Genomic DNA, 20802 nt, shown 5'->3' with positions numbered 1-20802 from the left:
GATCGGTCCCGGTCCTTCCGGAGTACTCCGCCGTCAGCAGCCGAGTGCGAGCGCCAAGAGGCAGGCGAGCATCTGGCCGGAGGCGAACCTGTTCTGGCCCGTGAGCTTGTAGAAGGCGGCAAGCAGGGTCGAGACTGGGTCGCGGGCGAGATAGCGCAGCAGCCGGAGGTCCTGCCGGCTCATGTGCCAGGGCGCGAGAGCCGCAGCCAGGAGCGCAGTCGGAGAGCGTAACGTCGTCCCGGCCGCTATCCGGCCCGCGCGGCGCGCCGCCTCCGGCGGCCCGCAGCCGAGCGCCACGAAGTTGAGCCCGGCCAGGGCCGCCATGTCCATGCGATACCAGAAGCGCGGGTTGCACTCGATGAAGACGAAGGAGCCATCCGGTCTGCAGCGCAGGTCGAACCCGATCACGCCGCTGCAGCCGAGATGCGAGACGATGGCCTCGGCGCTCCGGTCGATCGCGGGCGTGCTGAGGAAGGTCAGGCCCTGCTGCGTTCGCGCGTAGCTCACCGAAACGAGCACCCGACCCTCGGAGCAGAGATAGACGGCGCAGATGTCACGCCCGGCAACGTATTCCTGAACCAGGATCGGTTCGTATCCGTCCGGCTCCAGTTCGGCCGGACCGTCGAGCCTGGCGACACCGAAGCTCCCCCACATGTTCAGTGGCTTCACGACGATGGGCCATTCCAGCTCGCCCGCGCGCGAGGCCTCCAAGAGTTCGGCCCGCGTCTCGAACCGGCGCGACCGCGGCACGGGAACGCCGATCCCTCCGCAGAGGGCGGTGAAGGTCCACTTATCGTCGAGGATATCGAAGACCTCTGCCGCCGGGACAGGAAAGTGCCGCGCGGCGAGTTCCTCCCCGTGCGCGGCGAGGAAGCGCGTGGTGGCCGCGCAGCTCGGGAGGATCAGATCGACGGCGTGCTCTCTGCACAGGACGTTGATCTGGTCCACGAGGCAGGCGGATCCATTCTCGAAAGAGCCTGCGGCGGGAAGGTACCGGCAGCATGCCAGGGACAGGCGGAGATTGGCGGCCGCCGCCGTCCCGAGCACGTAGACCTCGGCGAAATGCTCGGCGGCGCAGCGCAGCACCCGGTATTGCAGCCTGAACCCATCCGCCAGGATCAGGGCGCGGCGTCTGCTCGAGGGGCGGGCAAGCATGCCAACGCTCGCTCGCGCTGGAACAGGTCCGACAAGGAGACCTGCTTGTCCCGACGGGCGGAGCTCATCGCAGGGCGGCAATTCGATCCTCCGCCCCCTTGAAGCCGGCGGAGGCCGCGTCGGCATAGAGCTGCATGGCCCGGACGCGATCGGCGAGCGCGCCGCCCATGCGGCGAAGGATCGGGTTTCGTGGATCGTAGGTCTCGGCGAGCTTGAACAGCGCCAGCGCATGGCCTGCGCCGGCGGCGTGCTCCAGCAGCAGGCGGGCGCCGACCAGGTCCCCCCGGGCGAGGAAGCTTTCGGCCCGCGCCAGCACGGCGGTGCCATCCACTTGCGGAGCTATTGTTTCTTCAGTGTGCGGCTGGGGTCGCGGATCCTCGGCCGGAGGGGCTGCGTGCCTCGCCTCCTGCACCGAAGGAGCGTCGGGGAGCGCGAGGGTTTTGCTGAAGATCGCCGTCTGCGGACCGGCTCCCGTCCAGACGGCGTTAAGATCCTGCAGCGGCGAGCTCAGCCGGACCATACCCTGCGAAAGCCGGGCCTGCAGTCTGTCGCGGAGCGCCCGTGCCTCGCCGGCCCGGAGTTCGAGGAGCGCGGCGATGCGAGCGAGCCCGTCGCGTATGGCCGGATCTGCCGGGGCCGGAGCGCCGGCAGAGGCCTGCCTCTCTCCGGTCGCGCGCTCGCTTCCGACCGGATCAAGCAGCATTGCGCGAAGGCGCCCCTCCAGCCAGGCCAGGATCTCGGCCGTGCCACTCCGGATGCCGTCGAGGTCGCCCGCGGCCCTAGCAGCCTGCGCCACGGCGTCGTCACGCTCGCTGGAGACCTTTGCCTGATCGCGGCCGATCTCGGCCAGTCTTGCCTCCAGCTGCCTGAGTTCGACATCCTTGCCGTCGAGCCCGGCCTGAAGCTCCCGCAGGCGCGCTTCGGACGCCTCGGCGCGCGCCTCTTCCACCCGGAGGCGCTCGGCAGCGGCCCGTGCCGTCTTATCGGCCTCGCGTCGCGCGGCGCTCTGCTGTGCGAGCGCGTCCTCGCTCCTGCCGCGGTTCCGCACGGCCTCGGCGAGTTTCGCTTCCAGGTCTTGGATGTTGCTGCGTTCCGCCTCGAGAGAGACGCGCAAACCGTCGAGCTGCCGCTGCCCGCCCGCGGCCCTGGTCTGCTCCTGTCTGAGCCGCTCCGAGAGCGCCCGTGCGGCGTCCTCGGCACTCCGACGCGCGGCGGCGCTTTGCGCCGCAGCCTCCTCGCTCGCAGCGCGTTGTCGCCCGGCGTCGGCAAGATTCGCCTCCGCACGGGCGAGGTTCGCGCGCTGTGTCTCGAGCGCCGCGCGCAAGCCCGTGGCCTCGCGCTCGGCTCCCGCAAGCTTCGCTTCGAGCTGACGCGTCTTCTCGGTCGCCGCGGATGCGGCCTCGGCAGACAGAGCCGCCGCCGCACTCTGGGCGTTCACCCGCTCCGCCTGCTGGCGCGACGATGCGGCGAGTTGCTCCTCGACCTCCTTCAGTCTGGCACGGTCCCGCTCGAGCTGGCCGCGGAGGACCTGCGCGGCTGCCTTCTCGGCTGCGAGATCGCGCGACGCCTGCTCGGCCGCGCCTTTTCGTTCGGCCGCGAGCCGGTCCAGAGCCTGCCGCGCCTCCGCGAGTTCGGCCGAGCGGGCGGCGAGCGCGGCGGCAAGCGCTTCGTTCTGCGCCGTCGCAGCGCGCGCGGCGCGATCGGCCTCGGCCCGTGCCTGTGCGATCCTGCTCTCGAACTCGGCCCGTTCCGAATCGCGGGCGGCGGCCGGCGTGCTCTGGCCCGTTAGATCGGAGAGCTTCGCCGGGCCCGCCGCCTGACCCGCGGGCCGCTCCACCTGGCTCGTCCGTCCAGGTTCCGGCAGGCTCTGCCCGACCTCTGGCCGGCTCCGGAACGCGAGTTCGGTACCGGCCAAGCCGGCCAGAAGCGCCGCCGCGCAGACAGTCGCCACGGCCGTTCGCCGATGCCGGAGTGCTTGCGCGCGCCGGGTCCCGCGCTGCGCGAGGCCGTCCAGCAGCCTGTCCGCCTCGCTCGTGTCGGATGCCAGCGCCGGGAGCTTGGAGACGCCGCCCGGCCCACCGCGCTCGGGCGGCCGCCGCTCGGTCCGGCTGGCCGGCGTTGAGACCTCCAAGCGTGCGCGCGTCATCGAGCCGCCTCGGCTGGGTTGACGGAATCAGGGTGCAGGAATCGCCCCGGAACAGCTACGCGCCCGAAGGGGTACTCCTCGGGGCCGCTATCGCGGCACCCGAAGCGCGACACGGTGCGAAGCGAGCTGCAGGCCCGCCCGCCAGAGGAAGCCGGGCACGATCCACAGATAACGCCGCCAGAGCCGCCGCGGCTCGGTGGCGAGCCTGAACAGCCACTGGAGCGCGGAGCGCTGCATCCAGAGCGGCGCCTGGCGCTTGCGGCCAGACAGGAAGTCAAAGGCGGCGCCGACCCCGACGAGGGCCGGCGCATCGAGAAGAGGCGCGTGGTCGTGCATCCACTTTTCCTGCTTGGGAGTACTGAGCCCCACCCAGACGATGTCCGGGCGCGCAGCGTTGATCTGCCGAATCACGGCGGCATCCTCCTCGGGCGTCAAAGGACGGAAGGGTGGGCAGTACGTGCCGACGACCTGCAGCCCCGGAAAGCTTCGGCGAAGCTTGTCGCTCAACTCCTCGGCCACGCCCGGCGCCCCGCCATAGTAGAAGTGGCGGTAGCCACGCGCTGGCGAAAGCTCCGTTAGGCGCCGCATGAGGTCCGGCCCGAAGACCTGCCGCGTCTTCTTGAAGCCGAGCATCCGGGCCATCCAGACGAGCGGTTTGCCATCAGGCACGACGAGACCCGCTCCCCGGTGGATCGCCCTCAGAAGAGGGGAGCTCTGGCACTCCATCACGCCGTGCACGCTCGTGACGCACACGTAGGAGCGTCGACCCGAGCTGATCCAACCCTCGACCTCGGCGACGGCCGCATCCATGTCGACCGCGCTGACGCCGACCCCGAGGATCTCCGCCCTGGGAGGATCTGCGCTGATTTCGTCGCCGGCCATGGGGGGCACCGTGCTGATTGGATGCTCCAGGTTAGGCGCCAGAGCCGGCGACGCATCTGGGAAGGAGAATTACCCCGACTGTGCGCAGGTCCAAGGCGCAGGCGACGAACTCGACCGGTCGCGCCTGCGGAGCTTGGGCTACTCCGGAAGGTCAGGTCCGGTTTTCTGCGTTCCAGGCGATGATTTCACCGGGCCGCGTGGTCCGTTCCCCAGGTGAAACCATGGCAACCGATCAACCCAGCCGGCAGGCGACGCGCAGCCCCGTGCTCCGGACGCTGCGAGCGGCCGCGATCGCAGCGATGATCTGCTGCGCAGGCGCAGGCCGGGCGGAAGCGCAGAGCCTGCAGATCGGGCCGGGCGACCGGCTTGCCGTCACCGTCTTCGGCCAGCCGGAGATGAGCGGCGAGTTCCTGGTCGGCGACGACGGGATGATCGTCTTTCCGCTCATCGGCGAAGTCGCGGTTGCGGATGCCACGCTCGGGGAGATCCAGAAGCGCTTCGTCGAGCAGCTGAAGGACGGTTTCATCGTCAATCCGGCCGTGACGGTCCGGATCGTGGAGCTCCGGCCGGTCTATGTCGTCGGCGACGTGCGGGCTCCGGGCAGCTATCCGTTCAGGTTCGGCGCCTCGGTCATGAGCGCAGTCGCCCTGGCGGGCGGCTTCGGTGCGCAGGACCAGCCCGCGGCGGCCGCCCGCACCGAGCTGATCCTCGCGGACGAACGGGTGCGAGTGCTCGAGGGCAAGCTCGGCGCCCTCGTCCTGAAGCTCGCGCGGCTCCATGCCCAGCGGGACGACGCCCCCTTCGATCCGCCTCGGCCGGACGGCATGACGCCGACCGAATACCTGCCGGCGCTGGAGCGCGAGCGTGGGGCCCTCACGGCCGACAGCCGCGCGCTTGCCCAGGAGCTCGCGCTTCTTCGCCAGCAAAAGCCCCGCATCGAGGCCGAGAAGCAGGCGCTCGAGGTGCAACGGCAGTCCGAGCAGGTGCAGCTCAACCTGATTCGGGAGCATATCTCCGGCTTCACGCAGCTCATGGCGCAGGGCTACGCCCGCCGCTACACGGGCATCGAGTTGCAGCGGGAGGAGGCCCGCAACACGGGCAACATCGCCCGCCTGAATGCCGATATGGCGCGCCTCGACCTGGCGCTCATCGAGACCGAGCTGCGGATCCAGACCGCGACCAATACCTATCGGCGTCGGATCCTCGCCGAGGTCGAGGACACGATGGCCAAGATCGCCGAGATCCGGGCTTCGCTCCCGAGCGCCCGCGAGATCCTCGCCGCGCGCCTTCAGCAGAGCGGCTCGATCGCCGACCGGGCCGACCAGAAGCGTTCGATCGCCATCATCCGCCGCCACAAGGGCGAGACCTTCACCACGGCCGCGCAGGGAACGACCCCCGTGAGGCCGGGCGACATCGTGGAGGTCCGGATCGAGCCGGCCAACGCCGAAGTGCGAGGGATCGGCCCCATCACGATGCGCGATTCCGTCCCGCCGCCGCCCTGAGGAGAGAGCTCGGCCGGAGCAACCGCCCTCGCCTGTCCGGAGGCTCCGTCCCCGCCAGGCGGCAACGCCAACAGAACACCTTCGAGGCACGATGTACTGGATCCCGCAAAATCCCGTTCCCCTCCAGAGCGTCAGCCTGGTGCGGCACTACGAGGACAAGGCCCTGACCGCGCTCACGACGATCTGGCGGCGCCGCTACATGATCCTGCTCATCGTCGCGGGCTCGCTGGCGATCGCCGGCCTGCTGCTCGGCGCCGTCCTGCAGAAGAAGTTCACGGCCGACACCCTGCTTCAGGTCGACGCCGCGCGAGCGGACGGCTCGCGGCCCGTCGCGCCGGGCCAGAGCCCGGAACGGGGCGTCTCCTTGGATGCGACAGCGGTGATCGAGAGCGAGGCGCGAGTGATCAAGTCCCGGGCGATCGCGCGCCGCGTCGTCGAGCGGCTGGGACTGCAGCGCGAGGCAGAACTCGCAGCGCCAGCCTGGCACCACGAGCTGGCTCATGCCGTCCGGAGGATCTTCTTCGCCAGCCCGGCGGGCGAAGCCGCCGGCAGCCCCGAACAGGCGGAGGCGGTGCGGACGGAGGTCGCGGCGATCGCCCTCATGCGGAATGTTTCCGTCGCCAACGACATGCGCTCCTACCTGATCACGATTTCCTTCACGTCCGGCGATCCGCACCGGTCGGCCCTCGTCGCCAACGCGATCGCGGACGAGTATCTGCGCAGCCGCGCGGAAGCGAGTGCCGCCACCGCCCAGCGGACCAGCGAATGGCTGGCGGGCCAGATCGCGGAGACGCGGCAGAGCCTCGCCACGGCCGAACAGGCCGTGGACGCGTTCCGGCGGAGCACGGGCTATGTGGAGGCCGAGCCCGATGGCGCGGGACTGCAGCAGCAGTTCCTGAGGGAGCTCACGGCGCAGCTCAGCGCCGCGAAGCTCGCCCGCATCGCGGCCGATGGCCGAGTAATGCGGGCAAAGGCCGCCTATGCCTCCGGCGAGGTTCCTTCCGCCCAGGACCTGAACGGTGCTCCTCTGATCCAGCGCCTCCTGGAAAACGAAACGGCGGCCCGCAAGGAGGTCGCCGACCTCGCGCTGATCGGGCCGAAACATCCCGGTCTCGCCCGGGCCAACGCCGTGCTCGAGCAGATCCAGCAGCAGCTCCGGAGCGAGATCGAGCGCGCCATCGGCAATCTCGAAGGCGAGGCACGCTCGACCGCGGCGGACGTGGCAACGCTCGAGGCACGCGTCCAGGACGTGAGCGAGCAACTCATCGCCGCCCGAAGCCGCGAAACGCAGCTCAAGAGCCTCCAGGCCGAAGCGGCGACCGTGCGCGCGCGCCTGAAGCTCCTGACCGAGAGCCATGAGCAGGCTCTCTCGCTCTCCGCCCTCGCCAGCGCTCCCGCCCAGGTGGTGGTCAAGGCCCAGCCGATCCCGGTGCCGTCCGGCCCGCGCGGCTCGATCGTGCTCGGGCTCGCGCTGGTGGGAGGTCTCGGAGCAGGCATCGCGGCCTCGCTCCTGCTCGAGAAGCGCGACACGGGATTCAGGTCGGCGAACCAGTTCGAGGCCGAGACGGAAACCCGCTGCATCGGCATGGTGCCGCTCTGGTCGCGTGGGCAGGCGGATGGTGAGCGCCGGATCTTCGGGGAGGCGGTCCGGCTGATCTCCGCCGCCCTCGACCTGCACTCGCTCTCGTCGAGCGCCAAGACGATCCTCTTGACCTCTTCGGTTCCGGGGGAGGGAAAGTCACTCCTCGCCCTCGCCCTGGCCCGGGATGCCATGGCCGATGGCCAGCGCGTGCTCATCGTCGACTGGCGGCCAGCCGAGCGCGACGAGGCCGGGAGCAATGCCGGCGCCACGCTCGACCAGGTCCTGAAGGATCCCGAGCGCGCCTTCTTCTCGGAACTCGCTGACCGGCGCCTGGTCATCCTGCGTCCCTCAGGAGCCGTCCCGCCCGGCGAGCAGTTCGGCGCCGCGGTCTTCTCCGACATGATGCAGCGGGCGCGCGAGCATTACGACCTCATCATCATGGAGGCACCTCCTGTCCTCCTGGTGGTGGACTTCGCCCAGCTCTCGCGGCACGCCGAAAGCGTCATCCACGTCGTCTCTTGGCATGGCACGCACCGCCGGACGGTGGGCTTGGCGCTGCGCCGGATGCGCGACTTCTCGGTCAAGCTGCACGGCGCCGTGCTGACCAATGTCGATATGAAGGCGCATCGCGATTTCCGGATCGAGGACCAATGCGCGGCCTACCGGCGCTACGAGGGCTTCTTCGCCCGCCGTGAGCTGAGCAAGGCAGAGGCCTGAGCTGGCCGCCCGGTCTCCACCCGGACGCCGCATGAGGTTGGGGCGGTGGTCGCGTCCCTCGAAGCGGCGGGGAATTGCCGGTGACGAACTGCCGTAAGTGTCCCGGCAGACCGGGCCCTCAATCGCTGCGCGTGCAGGCTCCTATTGCGCGGTCTGTTCTGCAGGCGGAAATGCGATTTCGCTCAGGCGCATGGTCGCCACGACCTGTCCGTCCACCACGATCCTCATCCCCCACCCCTCCCAATCGGACTTAAGGCCGGGCTGTTCTCGCGCGAGTTCCTGGATCGCCCGCAATGCCTGCGAGCGAGCCTCGTCGAGACTCGCCACTTCGGCCCCGTGCTCGTCGGAAATGTCCTCTTCGGCCGAGAACAGGTGGAAATAGCACCTCACCTCTACCTCGCTGAAAACAGGCTTCCCCGGTAGATGGGAACGCACGTCCGACACTCCCCGTCTCCGAAGGAGCGATCACGGCTTCGCGAGTTCTCGCGCTTCGCACCGGCCCAGCGAATGCAATCACCTATCTCAGCGCTGAAGATGTACAAGGTGCACGAAAGACGAACGCCCCCTCGCGGCTGAAGAGAGCCCGGATCTTACGCTGCTATGCAGATCTGCGCTCCTGGTTCGTGTGAAGAACCGGGCCAGCGCAAGGTGTCTGGCCTGGGACCCGACGAAAGATGAGCGGCTAGAGTCGCTGAACGCGCACGTCCGGTTGGGCCGGCAGCCTTCTGGTCCGGCTGAACGACAGCTCCCGGAGCCGCCGGTCGAGCGGATGCTCGAACCACCGGAAGCAGAGGAGCCCGACCGCGATCGCCGACGCGATGCCGAGGAGGCGCAGCGCCATCGCCGCATCGGGCGGCGCACCCAGCCGCCCGAGCAGCTTGCCGGAGGCGGAGAGCACGAACCAATGCGCCAGGTAGATGCTGTAGGACGCGTCGCCGAGTTCCCAGCCCGCGCGCCCCAGCCATCCATCGGCGGACAGCATGCGCCTGCCGGCCAGGAAGAGGCCGAAGACGGTGCCGGCCGCCAGAAAACGGCCGAGAAGCTGCAGGCCCCAAGCGCTGCTCATGCCCAGCCCGACGCCGAGCGCGAGCGCATAAGGAAACGCGATCCACAGACGGCCGGCCCCCTGCCGCTCCTCCCAGCACCGGACCAGCCAGCCGAACGAGAAGGCGAACATGTACGGACTGAGAACGTGGAACGACAAAAGCGACCTTCCCTCCTGCGGGCCCAGGATGCAGCCGGCCGCACCCAAGACCGCGAGAGCCCAGCCGAAGGCTAGCTTCGCATCCGGCTTGAGCCCCAACGTGCCGAGCGCGCAGGCGATGAGCGCGTAGAAGATCATTTCGTGTTCCAACGTCCAGCCCGGGCCGAGAGGCGGGAAGTCGGCCTGCGGCAGGATGAGGTAGGAGCTCAGGATCCGCTCGGCCTCGAGGCTCCGGGGGGCGATCATCCAATTCGGCTGAGCGATCGAGAGGGCGAGGATCAGGCTCGTGAAGACCCAGTACATCGGCGCGATACGGCGGATACGGCCCAGCATGAAGCTCCAACCGCTCCGGCTCTCGGCCGCACGCATGCACATGATGAAGCCGGACACGATGAAGAAGAGCTCGACCCCGATGCCGCCGACGAGCTCGTATCCGCCCTGGAGCACGGTACCCGGGGAGAAGTGCTTGGTGACGAGGTCCGAGTGAACGACGACGACCTCGATGGCCGCGATGGCGCGCAGGAGCTGGATTTCGCTGCGTCGCTCGGTAGCCATGGCACCCCCTTATCCCGCTTCGCCCGCAACGCGGACTTGTCGTTCGATGCCGGTTCTGAAGAGCATCGTTCGGAATGATCAGATAACACGCAGCGAGCAAGATGAAGCTTCGTTTGCTTCAGGTTAACCGAAGTAATTCGGTTAGATCGTTGGCGATTTTGCCCTGATCCTGGGCGCGCTCTCGGCGTCGGGATGGCGGGAGGAGGTACCACCAAAGCCTGCTTCGGATCGCCGGGCCGGTCTGTTTTCCTGTACGGCGGTCCTGGAGGTGGTGATGTCGTTGGGCGAGAGCGGAGCCGGTGCGGCAGAGGCGGGTCCGTTCGGTAGCCGGCCGAGGGCCGGCTAGACCCGGGCGAACCCATGGCGTCCCTCTCGCTTCCGCAACCCGGCCGCAACTGGCCGGCCTGGGGCTTGCCGACGGCCGGAGGCGCTGCGCTCGGAAGCGACCTGCACGACCGCTACCTGCGCTTCCTCTGCTTCTCGCTCGCGGCTTATGCGATCCTCGGCAAGGGCTACGCCTATGTAGGCGTGCCACCGCTCTTCGTGGGCGAGGTCCTGCTCGCGCTCGGGCTCGTCGTGTTTCTCCGGACGGGATCGTGGCTTGCAATCCTGGGAAGCCCTCCCTGCATCTGCCTCGTGCTCCTGATGATGTGGGCGGCGTCGCGGATGGTCCCGTTCCTCGGCACGCACGGCATCGAGGCGGTGCGGGACAGCGTCATCGTCTTCTACGGTCTATTTGCATTCATCGTGCTCGCCCTCCTGCTGGAGAAGCCCGCGCGCCTGGACTGGCTTCTCCGCCGCTTCGGAGGGTTCGCATGGTTCTACGGCCTGGCCGCGCCGATCCTGCTCAACGCGAATTCGCTCGTCGGCGGGCTGCTGCCTACTTGGCCAGCGGCCGGCGTCCCATTCGTGTTCGTGCGCCTGGGCGAGGCGGCCGTTCACGTGGCCGGAGCGGGCGCTTTCGTCCTGCTCGGCTTCAGGAAAGTGCGGCCCTACTGGATTGTTGCCTTCCTGGTCACCCTGGTCGTGGTGAGCCCGAGCCGGGGCGCGATGCTCGCCTGCTTCATCCCGCTGGTCTTCGTCGCCCTGGTCGGGGGCGCGCTGAAACGCATGTTTCCGGCCTTGTGCGTCGGGGCCGCGCTGTTCGTCTCCGCCTATGCGCTCGGCGTTTCGGTGCCGATTTCCGGCGTTGGCGAACGCAGCATCGGCCCGGAACAGATCATCCACAATGTCGAGAGCCTCTTCGGCAGCAGCAAGGCGTCGAATCTCGACGGAACGAAGGCTTGGCGCCTGCACTGGTGGCGAACGATCGAGGACTACGCCCTGCGCGGCAGCTACATGTGGAGCGGCAAGGGGTTTGGCGTGAATCTGGCCGAGGCAGACGGTTTCACGCTGGGGGACGGACGCGGAGCGCCGCCGGTCCGCGCCCCGCACAACATCCACTACAACGTCCTTGCCCGAATGGGGGTACCCGGACTCGCGCTCTGGGCGCTGGTCCTGGCCACCTGGTTCCTATCCCTGACGCGCGCCGCCGTCGAGGCGCGACGCCTCGGGCAGCCGCATTGGGAGAAGCTGTTCATCTGGATCGTAGCTTACGGCGGCTCCGTCGTCATCGACGCGACGTTCGACGTCGCCATCGAAGGCCCGATGCTCGGCATCTGGTTCTGGTGCATCTTCGGGTTCGGCTGCGCCGCCGTCATGATCTTCCGGGCACCGCAGCGAATGGCGGAGGGGTCCAAGGGCGCCCCGCTTGCCCTGGTCCCGGGGCCGGTGCTTGGGCGCTGATCGCTTCCGGTCGCGACCGTGTTTCGCGGCATTGATCATTGCCTGCACCGGCGCGCCATGGGGGCTATCCGCGCCCGTCGCCGAGCGCGCTGGACCGGCGCATGCTCTTGCCTGCCCGACCGACGCGATCCCGGTCGCCTTGGGCGAGGAGGTCGCTCTCGCCGCCAGCCGCGCGCCGCCCGGCGCCCGCTTCTGCATCGCGGGCGGCGTGCATCGGCTGCAATCGATCGAGCCGAAAGCAGGACAGTCCTTCTACGGCGAACGCGGCGCCGTCCTGAACGGCGCCCGCATCCTCTCCGGTTTCGTCCGGCACGGCACCCGCTGGGTGGCGACGGTGCCGCGGCCGCCAACCGTCGAGCGGGGCGTCTGCGAGGATGGCGGCGTGCTTTGCCGCCTGCCGCTGGCGGTCTTTCTCGATGGACAGCCCCTCAGGCGCGTCCATGCGGGCGAGGTCGGGCCCGGACGGTTCTTCTACGACCCCGCCGCACGCGAGGTAACGCTGGGAGACGACCCGCGCGGGCGCATGGTCGAAGCATCCGAAGCCACCTTCGCGTTCACGGGCACGGCCCCCTCGGTTCGGATCGTCGGACTGACCGTCGAGAGATACGCCAATCCGGCGCAGGAGGGAGCCGTGCGAGGGTTGGGGCCAGGCTGGCGCGTGGAGCATTCGGAGTTCCGCTTCAACAGCGGGGCGGGCGTCTCGATCGACGCGGAGGGCGCAGTTCTCGACTGCCTCATCCACTCCAACGGCCAGCTCGGTGCGACGGGGGACGGCAATCACCTCGTCTTCGCGGGGAACCGGATCTGGAACAACAACATCTTCGGCTTCTCCGCGTCCTGGGAGGCGGGCGGGATCAAGGTCACGGATGCGCGGGAGGTCACGTTCCGGGACAACCACGTCGCCGGCAATCGCGGCCCGGGGCTCTGGTGCGACGAGCGGTGCGGCGACGTTCTGATCGAGGGCAACCATGTCGAGCGCAACGAGGGCGCCGGCATCTTCTTCGAGCTTTCGGCCGGGGCGACCATCCAGGACAACAGGATCGTCGAGAACGGCCAGGCGAAGCCGGGCTGGTACTGGGGAGCGGACATTCAGATCGCCGCCTCGGAAGAGGCCTTGGTCACGGGCAATGAAATCGTCGTCCGTCCGGGCGGGCGCGCCATCATGCTCATCGACCAGAACCGGCATCGGCTTGGCGGCGGATATTACCGGACGCGCGGCAACCGGGTGATCGGGAACAGGGTGGTCTTCCTGGGCGACGGCGCCGCCGGCGGCGTCTCCGATGCACCGCCGGGCGCAGCCAATTTCGGCATCATCGAGAGCGGGGGCAACGTCTTCGACCGGAACCGCTACGCGGCACCGGCCGGGGCGCGGGTCCGCTTCGTCTGGGGCCGCACCGCGACCGACTTCGTCGGGTTCCGCAAACGCGGCCAGGAGGCGGAGGGCGAATCCGTCCTCCTGCCGACGGTCGCGAACCAGCCCTGATCCCCAGCCGGATGGAAGTGCGGCAGCGTCCATCAGGCGGTGGCATGGAATGCAATGCCCGCATTCGCCGTCATCCACGGCGGAGCGGACCTCTGATGCCGGACGACGAGCGACGCCGCGCGCTGCGCGAGCATGTGAAATGGCTAGTGTTCCGGATCACCCTCGACCGGGCGCGGGTCATCGTCGCCGGCGCGGCCTATCGGGTGCTGCCCCGGCACGGGATGGCTGATCTGGTTGAGGCGAAGAACCGAAAGCAGCTCCCCACGATCGTTCACGATACGTAGCTTCCAGCCGTTCCAATCCTCCTGGAGGTCGGGGTCCTCGCCGCGAAGCTCCGCAATCGCCTTGAGGGCTTCGGCCCGGGCCTCGTCCAGATCGGACACCTCGGCGCCCGTTTCGTCCCGAATCTCCTCTCCGCCCTTCTGAAGGTGGAAATAGCACCTCACACAAACCCCCTCGGCACCGAGCGTGGAGCGTTCAGCTGATTGTTGACGGATGATGAGTGCAGCCGCGGTCTGCACGCAGACGTCGATGCGTAAGCAGCAGAGCCGTCCGCGAACGGCGATGGTTAGGTATCGTCGAGGAGCCTCGTATTCAAGGCTACGCTGTGGCGCCTTCTGGACGCAGCGGCCGGAAGGCGATTACCGTCATGTCGTCGCGCGCCTCCTGGCTTCCGCGATAGTGGGCGAGCTCCGTTTTCAGCGCGTCGATCTGGACCGAGAGCGGCCGCTCCTGGTGGCGGAGGAAGATGCCGCCGAGCCCCCTATAGCCGAGGAGCCTGCGTGTACTGCCCCCTGTACCGCCCATCTGGTCGGTGACCCCGTCGGTGACGAGGTAGAAGCAGGTTCCCTCCCCGGCCCGGATCGGGATCTCCTCGAAAGTCGGGTCGGCCGCGTCGCGGCCCGCAAAGCCGATGCCCCGCCGCCGGCCGCGGACGCGCACGGCTTGGCCATCCTGGACGTAGATCAGAGACAACCCGGCCCCGGAGAAGACGACCTCGCGCGTTGCCCGCCTCCACACACATATCCCGCAATCGAGGCCGTCATCGGATTCGGCGCCGCGCCCATCCTGGCGCAGCCGAACCCGCACGATCCTGTCGAGAGCGGCGAGGATTGCCGAGGGCGAGCGCAGCCGGTCGTGGTGGAGGATCTGGTCGAGCGCCATCGCGACGATGAGCGTGATGAACGCGCCCGGGACGCCGTGGCCGGTGCAGTCGGCGACGACGAGGACCGAGACGTCGTCGAGCTCCTCCATCCAGTAATAATCGCCCCCGACGAGATGAAGCGGCTGCCAGAGCACGGCCACCTCCAGCCCGCTCCCCCGAAGCGCGTCCCGGGCCGGGAGGGTGGAGGTCTGGATACGGCGCGCGTAGCCGATGCTTTCCATCACGAGCCGGTTGGCCGCCTCGAGCTGGCGGTGCGCCTCCTCCAGCCGCGCCAGAAGCTGCTTCGCCTCGTCGCCGGCCTGCAATCCGTCCACCATGCGGTTGAAGGCGAGGCAGACGGAATCGATCTCGTTCGCGGGACGGAAGCGTCCTTCCGGGTCGACATGCGTCCAGGTCTTGCGCTCGACTTGGTTCATGGCGCGCAGGAGCCGCTGCAACGGCGCGAGCACGTGCCGGCGCACGTTCAAGTGCAGCGTCAGCACGAAGGCGAGCATCAGGACAAGGATCGCACCGAGCGTGAGCAGCGCCTGCTGCTGCGCGAAGACCCGCAGGTTCTCGCCCGAGACGATCAGCGCGAGCGTGCCCTCCGGCCCCTCGTCCTGTCCACGCGAGATCTCGGCCGAAACGGACAGCACCCCCGGGGCACGCGGGCCGATTTCCTCGCCGGCCGCCGCAAGGAGGCGGCCACCCCTGTCGCGAAGCACGGCGCGGCGGACGCCCGGCTCGGCCACAACGGCCTGCAGTGTGCGCTCGGTCGCTGGGTCCTGCTCCCACCCGGGCTTGACGATAGCGGCCGCGGCAAGATGCGCGAGGCTCTGCGCCTGCTCCGTTCGGATCCGGGTCGTATCGGAGTAGTTGATGAAGGCGATGGCGCATTGCGTGAAGAGAAGCGCCGCCCCGATCACCGGATAGATTCGGACGAAGAGAGTGTGCGCAAGGCTGTCGAGGTCGCGCACCTGCGCGGCCCCGCGCAGGGCTCCGGGGTTCATGGTCGCCCCCGCATCGGCTGTCGGCAGATTGCCGACACCGCCTTCAGCGCCCGCAAAACGGGCCGGACCCGCACCCCTGAGCGAAACCGGGCGAGCCTGCCGCCCGGCCTCCTCCTCCGGCGCGAGCTCGGCGGCGCTCACGCAGCGACCTCCCGCTCCAGAAGCTCCGGCGTGAAGATCTGAACGCGGTCCCGGCCCGCGCTCTTGGCCCGGTAGAGCGCCCGATCGGCCCTGCACATCGTGTCCTCGAGCGCCTCGCCGGGCTCTCCCTGCGCCGCGCCGATGCTCACGGACAACGACACCGCGCCCTTGTCGGTCCTGAAGGAGATCGCCGCGATGGCAGCGCGCAGCTTCTCGGCCATCTCGCGACCAGCCTCGACCCGGGTATCGGGCAGGATGATGGCAAATTCCTCGCCGCCGAGCCGCCCCATGAGGTCGAGGGAGCGCAACTCGGCCCGGCATGCAGCGCCGAAGCTCTCGAGCGCCCGGTCTCCTGCCGCGTGCCCGTGCAGGTCGTTGATGCGCTTGAACCGGTCGAGATCCAGCATCAGCAGGCAGGCGGCGGAGCCAGTCTCCTTCTGCCGCGCCCATTCCGATTGCGCGAGCTCGATGAAGCGCCGCCGCGAGAGCGCACCGGTGAGGACGTCCGTCTCCGCGATCCGGCGCAGCTCTGCCTCGAGCGCAGCCCGGTGCTGGATCTCCTCCGAGAGCTTCTCGTTCAGCTCCTGCAGCTCGCGCGCCTGCTCGGCGAGGCGCTGAACCGCGTTCTGCAGGTCGGATTGCATGCGGTCGCTCATGCGGACGAGCTGGCGCTGCTCCCGGTAGCTCCGGCGATAGGCCTCCGCCAGGTCCTGGACGCCTCCAGCAACCTCCGCCAGGCGGCTCAGCATCACGTCGGACTTCTCGAGCACAGCCTCCTCGGTCGCATAGAGGCTGAAGCGCGACTTTCCTTGCATGTGGGGCTGGGCGCCTGGGGGCTGGCTGCCGGTCGCCGGACGGGTCATGGCTGCTCCACCAGCTCGAAACGAGCGTGCTCGAAATCGGCGGCGAAATCCTCGCCTGCCTCCTGGATCGTGTCGTCGTCAGCCGCGTGGAGCCACCGAACGGTGACCGCCGCACCGCCTGCCGCCGCGTCGTCGAGGAGCATGAACATGTTCATGAGCGCCTTCGCGCTCGAGCTGTTGAAATAGGTGAGCGCAATCTCGAAGGTGAGCGGGCCGCGCTCCCGATTCTCGAGAAACGCGGCAAGCGCCTGCTGCAGAGGCCCGAAGAACGCCGCCGCGTCTTCCGGGTAGGATTCCCCGCCGAGCTTCAGCCGTCCCTGCGGAAAGTCGAAATCGACCTCGGGCGTCCGCTCCGTCCCGGCTATGGAGATGCGATCCATGGCAGCGGTCCGTCAGATATAGGCCTTGAGGCAGAAGAAGCTTCGGTGCGCGCCGAGATCCCGGAAGTCGAACTCCACCGGTGCGCTCGCACGCCGGGCGATCTCGATCAGCCCGATGCTGCCGCCGAGGCTGCCCTCTTCCGCGGGCTGCCTGATCTTCTCGCGGTAATAGGCCTTGAGCTCGTCCTGGTTCATACCGGCGATGCGCGACAGGCGGGCCCGCAACGGCTCGACCTGCGCTTGCGGGACCTCGTTTCCGCAGGCGACGAAGAAGCGGCCCTCCTCCATCCCGACCACGATCATCCCAGCGCTGACCCCGCTCCCGTCCGGGCTGCCGCCCGCGACCCTGTCCGCGGAATACCGGATGATGTTCTGTGCCTGCTCGACGAAAACGGAGAAGACCCGCTTCGCGATGGACGCGTCCGTAGCGCCCTGCGTCATCCTGAATCTCAGAACTTCGCCTAGGGAGAACAGCACCTTCTCCGACACGTCGCCGCTGAACGACATGATCACGCCGCTCTGCCTGGACGCGTTGTGGAAGGAGATGAAGTCCTGCGGGCTCACCCTTAACCCCTTGGCCAGGTGATCCGCCCGGCCAGCTTGGGGAGGCTAAGCAAGTCTCCTCACCGGAGCGTTACCAATTCTGTCCTACGCCGCGTGTTAACTGCTCGAAATGTGGGCAGCCGCTCACGCGCTCGGAGCTGAGCTGCTGCCTCGCTTGCGAGGACCCGCCTACCTCCGGGACGCAGGAGCCACGATTCGTTCCGGCGCCCGGACAGCCGCCCGAATGGAGCGGTGTGGGACCTCAGCTTTCGACCTGGAACGCCTCGTCCACCGGGATCTGCATGGTCGTGACCAGCGCATTCGTGTGCGCGGCCATGCCCACGATCTGGAGGAAATGGGCGTATTGCGCGTCCGTCATGCCCTTTGCCCGCGCCGCTGCGGTATGCGAGTGGATGCAGTAGCTGCAATTGTTGGCTGCGGAGACCGCCATGTAGACCAGCTCGCAGGTGAGCGGGTCCAGCGCGCCGGGCGCGACCATGATGGCCTTCAGGTTCTCCCAGGTGCGCTTCAGCTGGACGGGATCATTCGCCAGACCGCGCCAGAAATTGTTCACGACGTCCGATTTCCGGGTGGCCCGGATGTCGTCGAAGACGGCCTTCACGGCCGGATCGGCCTCCGCTTCGGCATCGGACCAGAGGCGCACAGTCGTCATATCAACCCTCCCCGCCCGGCATCCGGACGAGCATGGTCTTTACGCGACCCGGCCCGGCAGAAAGAAGAGCCCGGCCTGCAGGCTTTCGGCAATCCGCTCCGCCCGCTCCTGAAGGGCGGCGGCCGCCTCCGGCTCGAGCACCTCGCGGCATGTCTCGCCGAACAGCGCGAGCCAGCGCGCGAACAGGGCCGGCGTCAGGCCCGGGAGCCGCAGATGCGCGCCGAAAGGATTGCCCTTGTAGTCCCCGGTCTTGAAGAGCACCGAGCGCCAGAAGCCGGCGATCCTGGCCATATGCTCCGGCCAGGCCGCTTCCGCGATCGCGCCGGCGAAGACGGGGCCAAGCGCCGGGTCGCGCCGCGCCTTGGCGTAGAAGCGGTCGAGCAGCACGGCGAGGCTCGCCTCGTCCAGCGGCGCCCGGTCGTTCAGCCCTCGCGGCCGGATGTCCTGCATCGTGGCACCGCGCTCATCGCGGGATGAGCGCCCAGTAGTCGAAATCGAGAATGACGGCCGGGTGATACCCGCCCTCGACGCGGCCCGGGAAGTCGGCGCAGGGCTGGTTCTTTGTCGCGATGGTCCGGATGCGGAGCGCTCCGACATCCTTGCGGCCGGGCAGGTCCGCGGTCTCCAGGATCTCGCTCCAGGCATACACCGTGTCGCCCGCGAAGAGCGGCGCGACATGCCGGCCGCCATTGATGGCCGCGATATGGAAGGCATTCGCGAGCCCGTTGAAGGAGAGCGCGCGGGCGAGCGAGATGACGTGGCCGCCATAGATGAGCCTCCGGCCGAAGCGCGTGCCCGCCGCCGCATGCCCGTCGAAATGGACCTTCGCGGTATTCTGATAGAGCCTCGTCGCGAGCTGGTGCTCGGCCTCCTCGACCGTCATGCCGTCGACGTGGTCGATGCGCTCGCCCGCCCGGTAATCGCCGAAGCGGTGCGGCGATCCCGAAAGCGCATCGCTCCACGCGCTGCCGTCGATCTGCGGACAGGCCAGCCCGAGGGAGGCCGGCTGAACCGCGTCGGGCAGGCTCGGCACTTCCTCCCGGTGCGGCCGCGCGCGCTCGGCGAGCTTCCGCACCATGACCCAGCGGCAATATTCGAGAACGGGCGTGCCATGCTGGTCGAAGCCGCGCGTGCGGACATGGACGACGCCCGTCTGCCGGTTGGAGTTCTCCTTCAGGCCGATCACCTCGGAGACGGCCGTGAGCGTGTCGCCGGGATAGACGGGCGCGAGAAAGCGCCCGTCCGCATAGCCGAGATTGGCCACGGCGTTCAGCGAGATGTCCGGCACGCTCTTCCCGAACACCACATGGAAGACGAGGAGATCGTCCACCGGGGAGCGCGGATACCCGACCGCGCCCGCGAAGGCGTCGGCTGATTGCACCGCGAAGCGGGAGCCGTAGAGCGCGGTGTAGAGGGCGGTGTCGCCGACCGTCAGCGTGCGCGGCGTCGCGTGCCGGATCGTGTCGCCGATCCGGAAATCCTCGAAGAAGCGCCCGGGATCGGTCTTCATGCGGGCATCTCCGGCACCGGGAGTGAGCGGCGGTCGCAGGCGGCCTGGAGCGTGTTGCGCAGCAGGCAGGCGATCGTCATCGGGCCGACGCCGCCCGGGACGGGCGTGATCGCGCCCGCGACCTCGGCCGCCTCGGCGAAGGCGACGTCGCCCACCAGCTTCGTCTTTCCGTCTCCCGCCGCCGGGTTCGGGACGCGGTTGATGCCGACATCGATCACCGTCGCGCCGGGCTTGATCCACCCGCCGCGGATCATCTCCGGGCGGCCGACGGCGGCCACCAGAAGGTCGGCTCGGCGGCACACGGCAGGAAGGTCGCGTGTCCGCGAATGGGCGATCGTGACCGTGCAGCTCTCGGCGAGGAGCAGCTGCGCCACGGGCTTGCCGACGATGTTCGAGCGTCCGACGACGACCGCCTCCATGCCGGCGAGGCTCGGATGCACGCTCTTCGCCAGGATCACGCAGCCGAGCGGCGTGCAGGGAACGAGGGCCTTCTGCCCGGTCGCGAGCCGGCCGGCATTGACCGGATGGAAGCCGTCGACATCCTTTGCGGGGTCGATCGCGAGCAGCACCTTGGCCGGAGCGATATGCGGCGGCAACGGCAGCTGCACGAGGATGCCGTCGACCGCCTCGTCCGCGTTCAGCCGCCGGACCAGGTCGAGTATCTCGGCCTCCGACGCGTCGGCCGGGAGCTTGTGGTCGAAGGAGCGCATCCCGGCCTCGACGGTCCGGGCCGACTTGTTCTTCACATAGACGCGGCTTGCCGGATCCTCGCCCACGAGGACGACCGCGAGGCCGGGCGTGACGCCGCGCGCGCGCAGCCCCCGGACGGCTTCGGCGACCCGGGCGCGGAGGGCTGCGCCCTGCGCATTTCCGTCGACGACCGTCGCGCTCATGCTGCCGTCGCCCGGCCGAGCGCCGCCGCCGTCGCGGCCGCATCGCCCGCGATCGCCAAGGTCTTGATCCGGGCCGTCGCGCCAGCCTCGAGGCGGACGGCCGAGACGGGCCTGCCCACCATGCCTGCGATCAGGCGGCGCGCAGCCTCGTTCGCGGCGCCGCCCTCGGGCGCGCTCCGGACCCGGATTCTGAGGACGGCCCGGCCATTCGCCAGCACGTCGGGGCCATCCACCGCATCGCGGCCGCCCTTCGGCGTCACCCGCACCGTGAGCAGCACCCCGCCGGGCGCCTCCCGCCAGGGTCTCGGCGCCATCAGAAGGCCGCCGGGTAGACGTAGAGCTCGATCACCCGCTGGATGAAGAAGATGACGAGCAGGAGAATGATGGGCGAGATGTCGATGCCGCCGAGATTCGGCAGGACGCGGCGGATCGGCCGGAGCGCCGGTTCCGTCGCCTGGTAGAGGAAGTTCCAGATCGTGCGCACGACGTCGTTGCGCATGTTGACGACGCCGAAGGCGACGAGCCAGCTCATCACCGCGGACGCGATGAGGATCCAGACGTAGAGCTGCAACGCCAGCATGATGACGTCGAGAAGCGCGCGCATGGGAGATCTGAACCGCGGACAGGTTGGTGC

Annotated in this window: 20 protein-coding genes; 4 read left to right on the top strand and 16 right to left on the bottom strand. The window is 68.9% G+C overall.

What is annotated here, in order from left to right; translation table 11 throughout:
• Positions 1-33: 33 nt before the first annotated feature.
• The 3 genes from HJG44_RS16975 to HJG44_RS16965 form a co-directional block, all read right to left on the bottom strand.
• Entirely contained in the window at positions 34-1155 is a 1122-nt protein-coding gene (locus HJG44_RS16975) for an ATP-grasp domain-containing protein (RefSeq protein ID WP_171219500.1), read from the bottom strand.
• Positions 1156-1219: 64 nt separating this feature from the next.
• Positions 1220-3301: a coiled-coil domain-containing protein gene (locus HJG44_RS16970; RefSeq protein WP_171219499.1), complete on the bottom strand. Its 2082-nt coding sequence runs from the start codon at positions 3299-3301 to the stop codon at positions 1220-1222.
• Positions 3302-3388: 87 nt separating this feature from the next.
• On the bottom strand, positions 3389-4183 hold the full coding sequence (locus HJG44_RS16965; RefSeq protein WP_210261155.1) for a WecB/TagA/CpsF family glycosyltransferase: 795 nt from the start codon (positions 4181-4183) through the stop codon (positions 3389-3391).
• Positions 4184-4404: 221 nt separating this feature from the next.
• On the opposite strand from HJG44_RS16965, the gene HJG44_RS16960 reads away from it, so the two are divergent.
• Together HJG44_RS16960 and HJG44_RS16955 are read left to right on the top strand one after the other, a co-directional pair.
• Complete coding sequence (locus HJG44_RS16960) at positions 4405-5685, top strand: polysaccharide biosynthesis/export family protein (RefSeq protein ID WP_171219498.1); 1281 nt, start codon at positions 4405-4407, stop codon at positions 5683-5685.
• 91 nt (positions 5686-5776) lie between these two features.
• On the top strand, positions 5777-7984 hold the full coding sequence (locus HJG44_RS16955) for a GumC family protein (RefSeq protein WP_171219497.1): 2208 nt from the start codon (positions 5777-5779) through the stop codon (positions 7982-7984).
• 141 nt (positions 7985-8125) lie between these two features.
• On the opposite strand, the gene HJG44_RS16950 is transcribed toward HJG44_RS16955, so the two are convergent.
• Positions 8126-8428: a DUF6894 family protein gene (locus HJG44_RS16950; RefSeq protein WP_171219496.1), complete on the bottom strand. Its 303-nt coding sequence runs from the start codon at positions 8426-8428 to the stop codon at positions 8126-8128.
• Between the two features lie 238 nt (positions 8429-8666).
• Complete coding sequence (locus HJG44_RS16945; protein WP_171219495.1) at positions 8667-9743, bottom strand: acyltransferase family protein; 1077 nt, start codon at positions 9741-9743, stop codon at positions 8667-8669.
• Between the two features lie 360 nt (positions 9744-10103).
• Here HJG44_RS16945 and HJG44_RS16940 point away from each other — a divergent pair, with 360 nt between their 5' ends.
• Positions 10104-11528, top strand: coding sequence for an O-antigen ligase family protein (locus HJG44_RS16940; protein WP_171219494.1), 1425 nt, complete (start codon positions 10104-10106; stop codon positions 11526-11528).
• A 139-nt stretch (positions 11529-11667) separates the two neighbouring features.
• A complete protein-coding gene (locus HJG44_RS16935; RefSeq protein WP_171219493.1) occupies positions 11668-13011 on the top strand; it encodes a right-handed parallel beta-helix repeat-containing protein in 1344 nt (447 codons plus the stop codon).
• A gap of 143 nt (positions 13012-13154) precedes the next feature.
• On the opposite strand, the gene HJG44_RS16930 is transcribed toward HJG44_RS16935, so the two are convergent.
• The 11 genes from HJG44_RS16930 to HJG44_RS16880 all read right to left on the bottom strand — a co-directional run bounded on the left by HJG44_RS16930 (position 13155) and on the right by HJG44_RS16880 (position 20772).
• Entirely contained in the window at positions 13155-13532 is a 378-nt protein-coding gene (locus HJG44_RS16930) for a DUF6894 family protein (protein WP_171219010.1), read from the bottom strand.
• A 79-nt stretch (positions 13533-13611) separates the two neighbouring features.
• The gene (locus HJG44_RS24270; protein WP_171219492.1) at positions 13612-15306 is read right to left on the bottom strand and encodes a SpoIIE family protein phosphatase; all 1695 of its coding nucleotides are present in this window, start codon (positions 15304-15306) and stop codon (positions 13612-13614) included.
• Complete coding sequence (locus HJG44_RS16920) at positions 15303-16169, bottom strand: GGDEF domain-containing protein (protein ID WP_246736295.1); 867 nt, start codon at positions 16167-16169, stop codon at positions 15303-15305. The genes HJG44_RS24270 and HJG44_RS16920 overlap by 4 nt, the downstream gene beginning before the upstream one ends.
• Complete coding sequence (locus HJG44_RS16915; RefSeq protein WP_171219491.1) at positions 16166-16549, bottom strand: DUF1987 domain-containing protein; 384 nt, start codon at positions 16547-16549, stop codon at positions 16166-16168. The genes HJG44_RS16920 and HJG44_RS16915 overlap by 4 nt, the downstream gene beginning before the upstream one ends.
• A 12-nt stretch (positions 16550-16561) precedes the next feature.
• Positions 16562-17113, bottom strand: a complete 552-nt coding sequence (locus tag HJG44_RS16910; protein WP_171219490.1) for a SiaB family protein kinase — start codon at positions 17111-17113, stop codon at positions 16562-16564.
• 241 nt (positions 17114-17354) lie between these two features.
• Positions 17355-17765, bottom strand: coding sequence for a carboxymuconolactone decarboxylase family protein (locus HJG44_RS16905; RefSeq protein WP_171219489.1), 411 nt, complete (start codon positions 17763-17765; stop codon positions 17355-17357).
• A 39-nt stretch (positions 17766-17804) separates the two neighbouring features.
• Positions 17805-18215, bottom strand: coding sequence for a group III truncated hemoglobin (locus HJG44_RS16900; RefSeq protein ID WP_171219488.1), 411 nt, complete (start codon positions 18213-18215; stop codon positions 17805-17807).
• 13 nt (positions 18216-18228) lie between these two features.
• The gene (locus HJG44_RS16895) at positions 18229-19275 is read right to left on the bottom strand and encodes a MaoC family dehydratase (protein WP_171219487.1); all 1047 of its coding nucleotides are present in this window, start codon (positions 19273-19275) and stop codon (positions 18229-18231) included.
• Complete coding sequence (folD, locus tag HJG44_RS16890) at positions 19272-20168, bottom strand: bifunctional methylenetetrahydrofolate dehydrogenase/methenyltetrahydrofolate cyclohydrolase FolD (RefSeq protein WP_171219486.1); 897 nt, start codon at positions 20166-20168, stop codon at positions 19272-19274. Before folD ends, HJG44_RS16895 begins: the two co-directional genes overlap by 4 nt.
• Complete coding sequence (locus tag HJG44_RS16885) at positions 20165-20482, bottom strand: DUF167 family protein (protein WP_171219485.1); 318 nt, start codon at positions 20480-20482, stop codon at positions 20165-20167. Before HJG44_RS16885 ends, folD begins: the two co-directional genes overlap by 4 nt.
• Positions 20482-20772 (bottom strand): YggT family protein, encoded by a 291-nt coding sequence (locus tag HJG44_RS16880; protein ID WP_171219484.1) that lies wholly within the window; start codon positions 20770-20772, stop codon positions 20482-20484. Before HJG44_RS16880 ends, HJG44_RS16885 begins: the two co-directional genes overlap by 1 nt.
• Positions 20773-20802: the final 30 nt, after the last annotated feature.

The sequence above is a fragment of the Enterovirga aerilata genome, assembly GCF_013044135.1.
GTDB classification, from domain to species: Bacteria; Pseudomonadota; Alphaproteobacteria; order Rhizobiales; family Beijerinckiaceae; genus Enterovirga; species Enterovirga aerilata.
This window is presented reverse-complemented; position numbering and strand designations above follow the sequence as displayed.

Bases quoted from the DNA above. Each gene is read 5' to 3' on its own strand.
- HJG44_RS16975 (WP_171219500.1), bottom strand. From the start codon at position 1,155: ATGCTTGCCCGCCCCTCGAGCAGACGCCGCGCCCTGATCCTGGCGGAT.
- HJG44_RS16970 (WP_171219499.1), bottom strand. From the start codon at position 3,301: ATGACGCGCGCACGCTTGGAGGTCTCAACGCCGGCCAGCCGGACCGAG.
- HJG44_RS16965 (WP_210261155.1), bottom strand. From the start codon at position 4,183: ATGGCCGGCGACGAAATCAGCGCAGATCCTCCCAGGGCGGAGATCCTC.
- HJG44_RS16960 (WP_171219498.1), top strand. From the start codon at position 4,405: ATGGCAACCGATCAACCCAGCCGGCAGGCGACGCGCAGCCCCGTGCTC.
- HJG44_RS16955 (WP_171219497.1), top strand. From the start codon at position 5,777: ATGTACTGGATCCCGCAAAATCCCGTTCCCCTCCAGAGCGTCAGCCTG.
- HJG44_RS16945 (WP_171219495.1), bottom strand. From the start codon at position 9,743: ATGGCTACCGAGCGACGCAGCGAAATCCAGCTCCTGCGCGCCATCGCG.
- HJG44_RS16940 (WP_171219494.1), top strand. From the start codon at position 10,104: ATGGCGTCCCTCTCGCTTCCGCAACCCGGCCGCAACTGGCCGGCCTGG.
- HJG44_RS16920 (WP_246736295.1), bottom strand. From the start codon at position 16,169: ATGACCCGTCCGGCGACCGGCAGCCAGCCCCCAGGCGCCCAGCCCCAC.
- HJG44_RS16915 (WP_171219491.1), bottom strand. From the start codon at position 16,549: ATGGATCGCATCTCCATAGCCGGGACGGAGCGGACGCCCGAGGTCGAT.
- HJG44_RS16905 (WP_171219489.1), bottom strand. From the start codon at position 17,765: ATGACGACTGTGCGCCTCTGGTCCGATGCCGAAGCGGAGGCCGATCCG.
- HJG44_RS16900 (WP_171219488.1), bottom strand. From the start codon at position 18,215: ATGCAGGACATCCGGCCGCGAGGGCTGAACGACCGGGCGCCGCTGGAC.
- HJG44_RS16895 (WP_171219487.1), bottom strand. From the start codon at position 19,275: ATGAAGACCGATCCCGGGCGCTTCTTCGAGGATTTCCGGATCGGCGAC.
- folD (WP_171219486.1), bottom strand. From the start codon at position 20,168: ATGAGCGCGACGGTCGTCGACGGAAATGCGCAGGGCGCAGCCCTCCGC.
- HJG44_RS16885 (WP_171219485.1), bottom strand. From the start codon at position 20,482: ATGGCGCCGAGACCCTGGCGGGAGGCGCCCGGCGGGGTGCTGCTCACG.
- HJG44_RS16880 (WP_171219484.1), bottom strand. From the start codon at position 20,772: ATGCGCGCGCTTCTCGACGTCATCATGCTGGCGTTGCAGCTCTACGTC.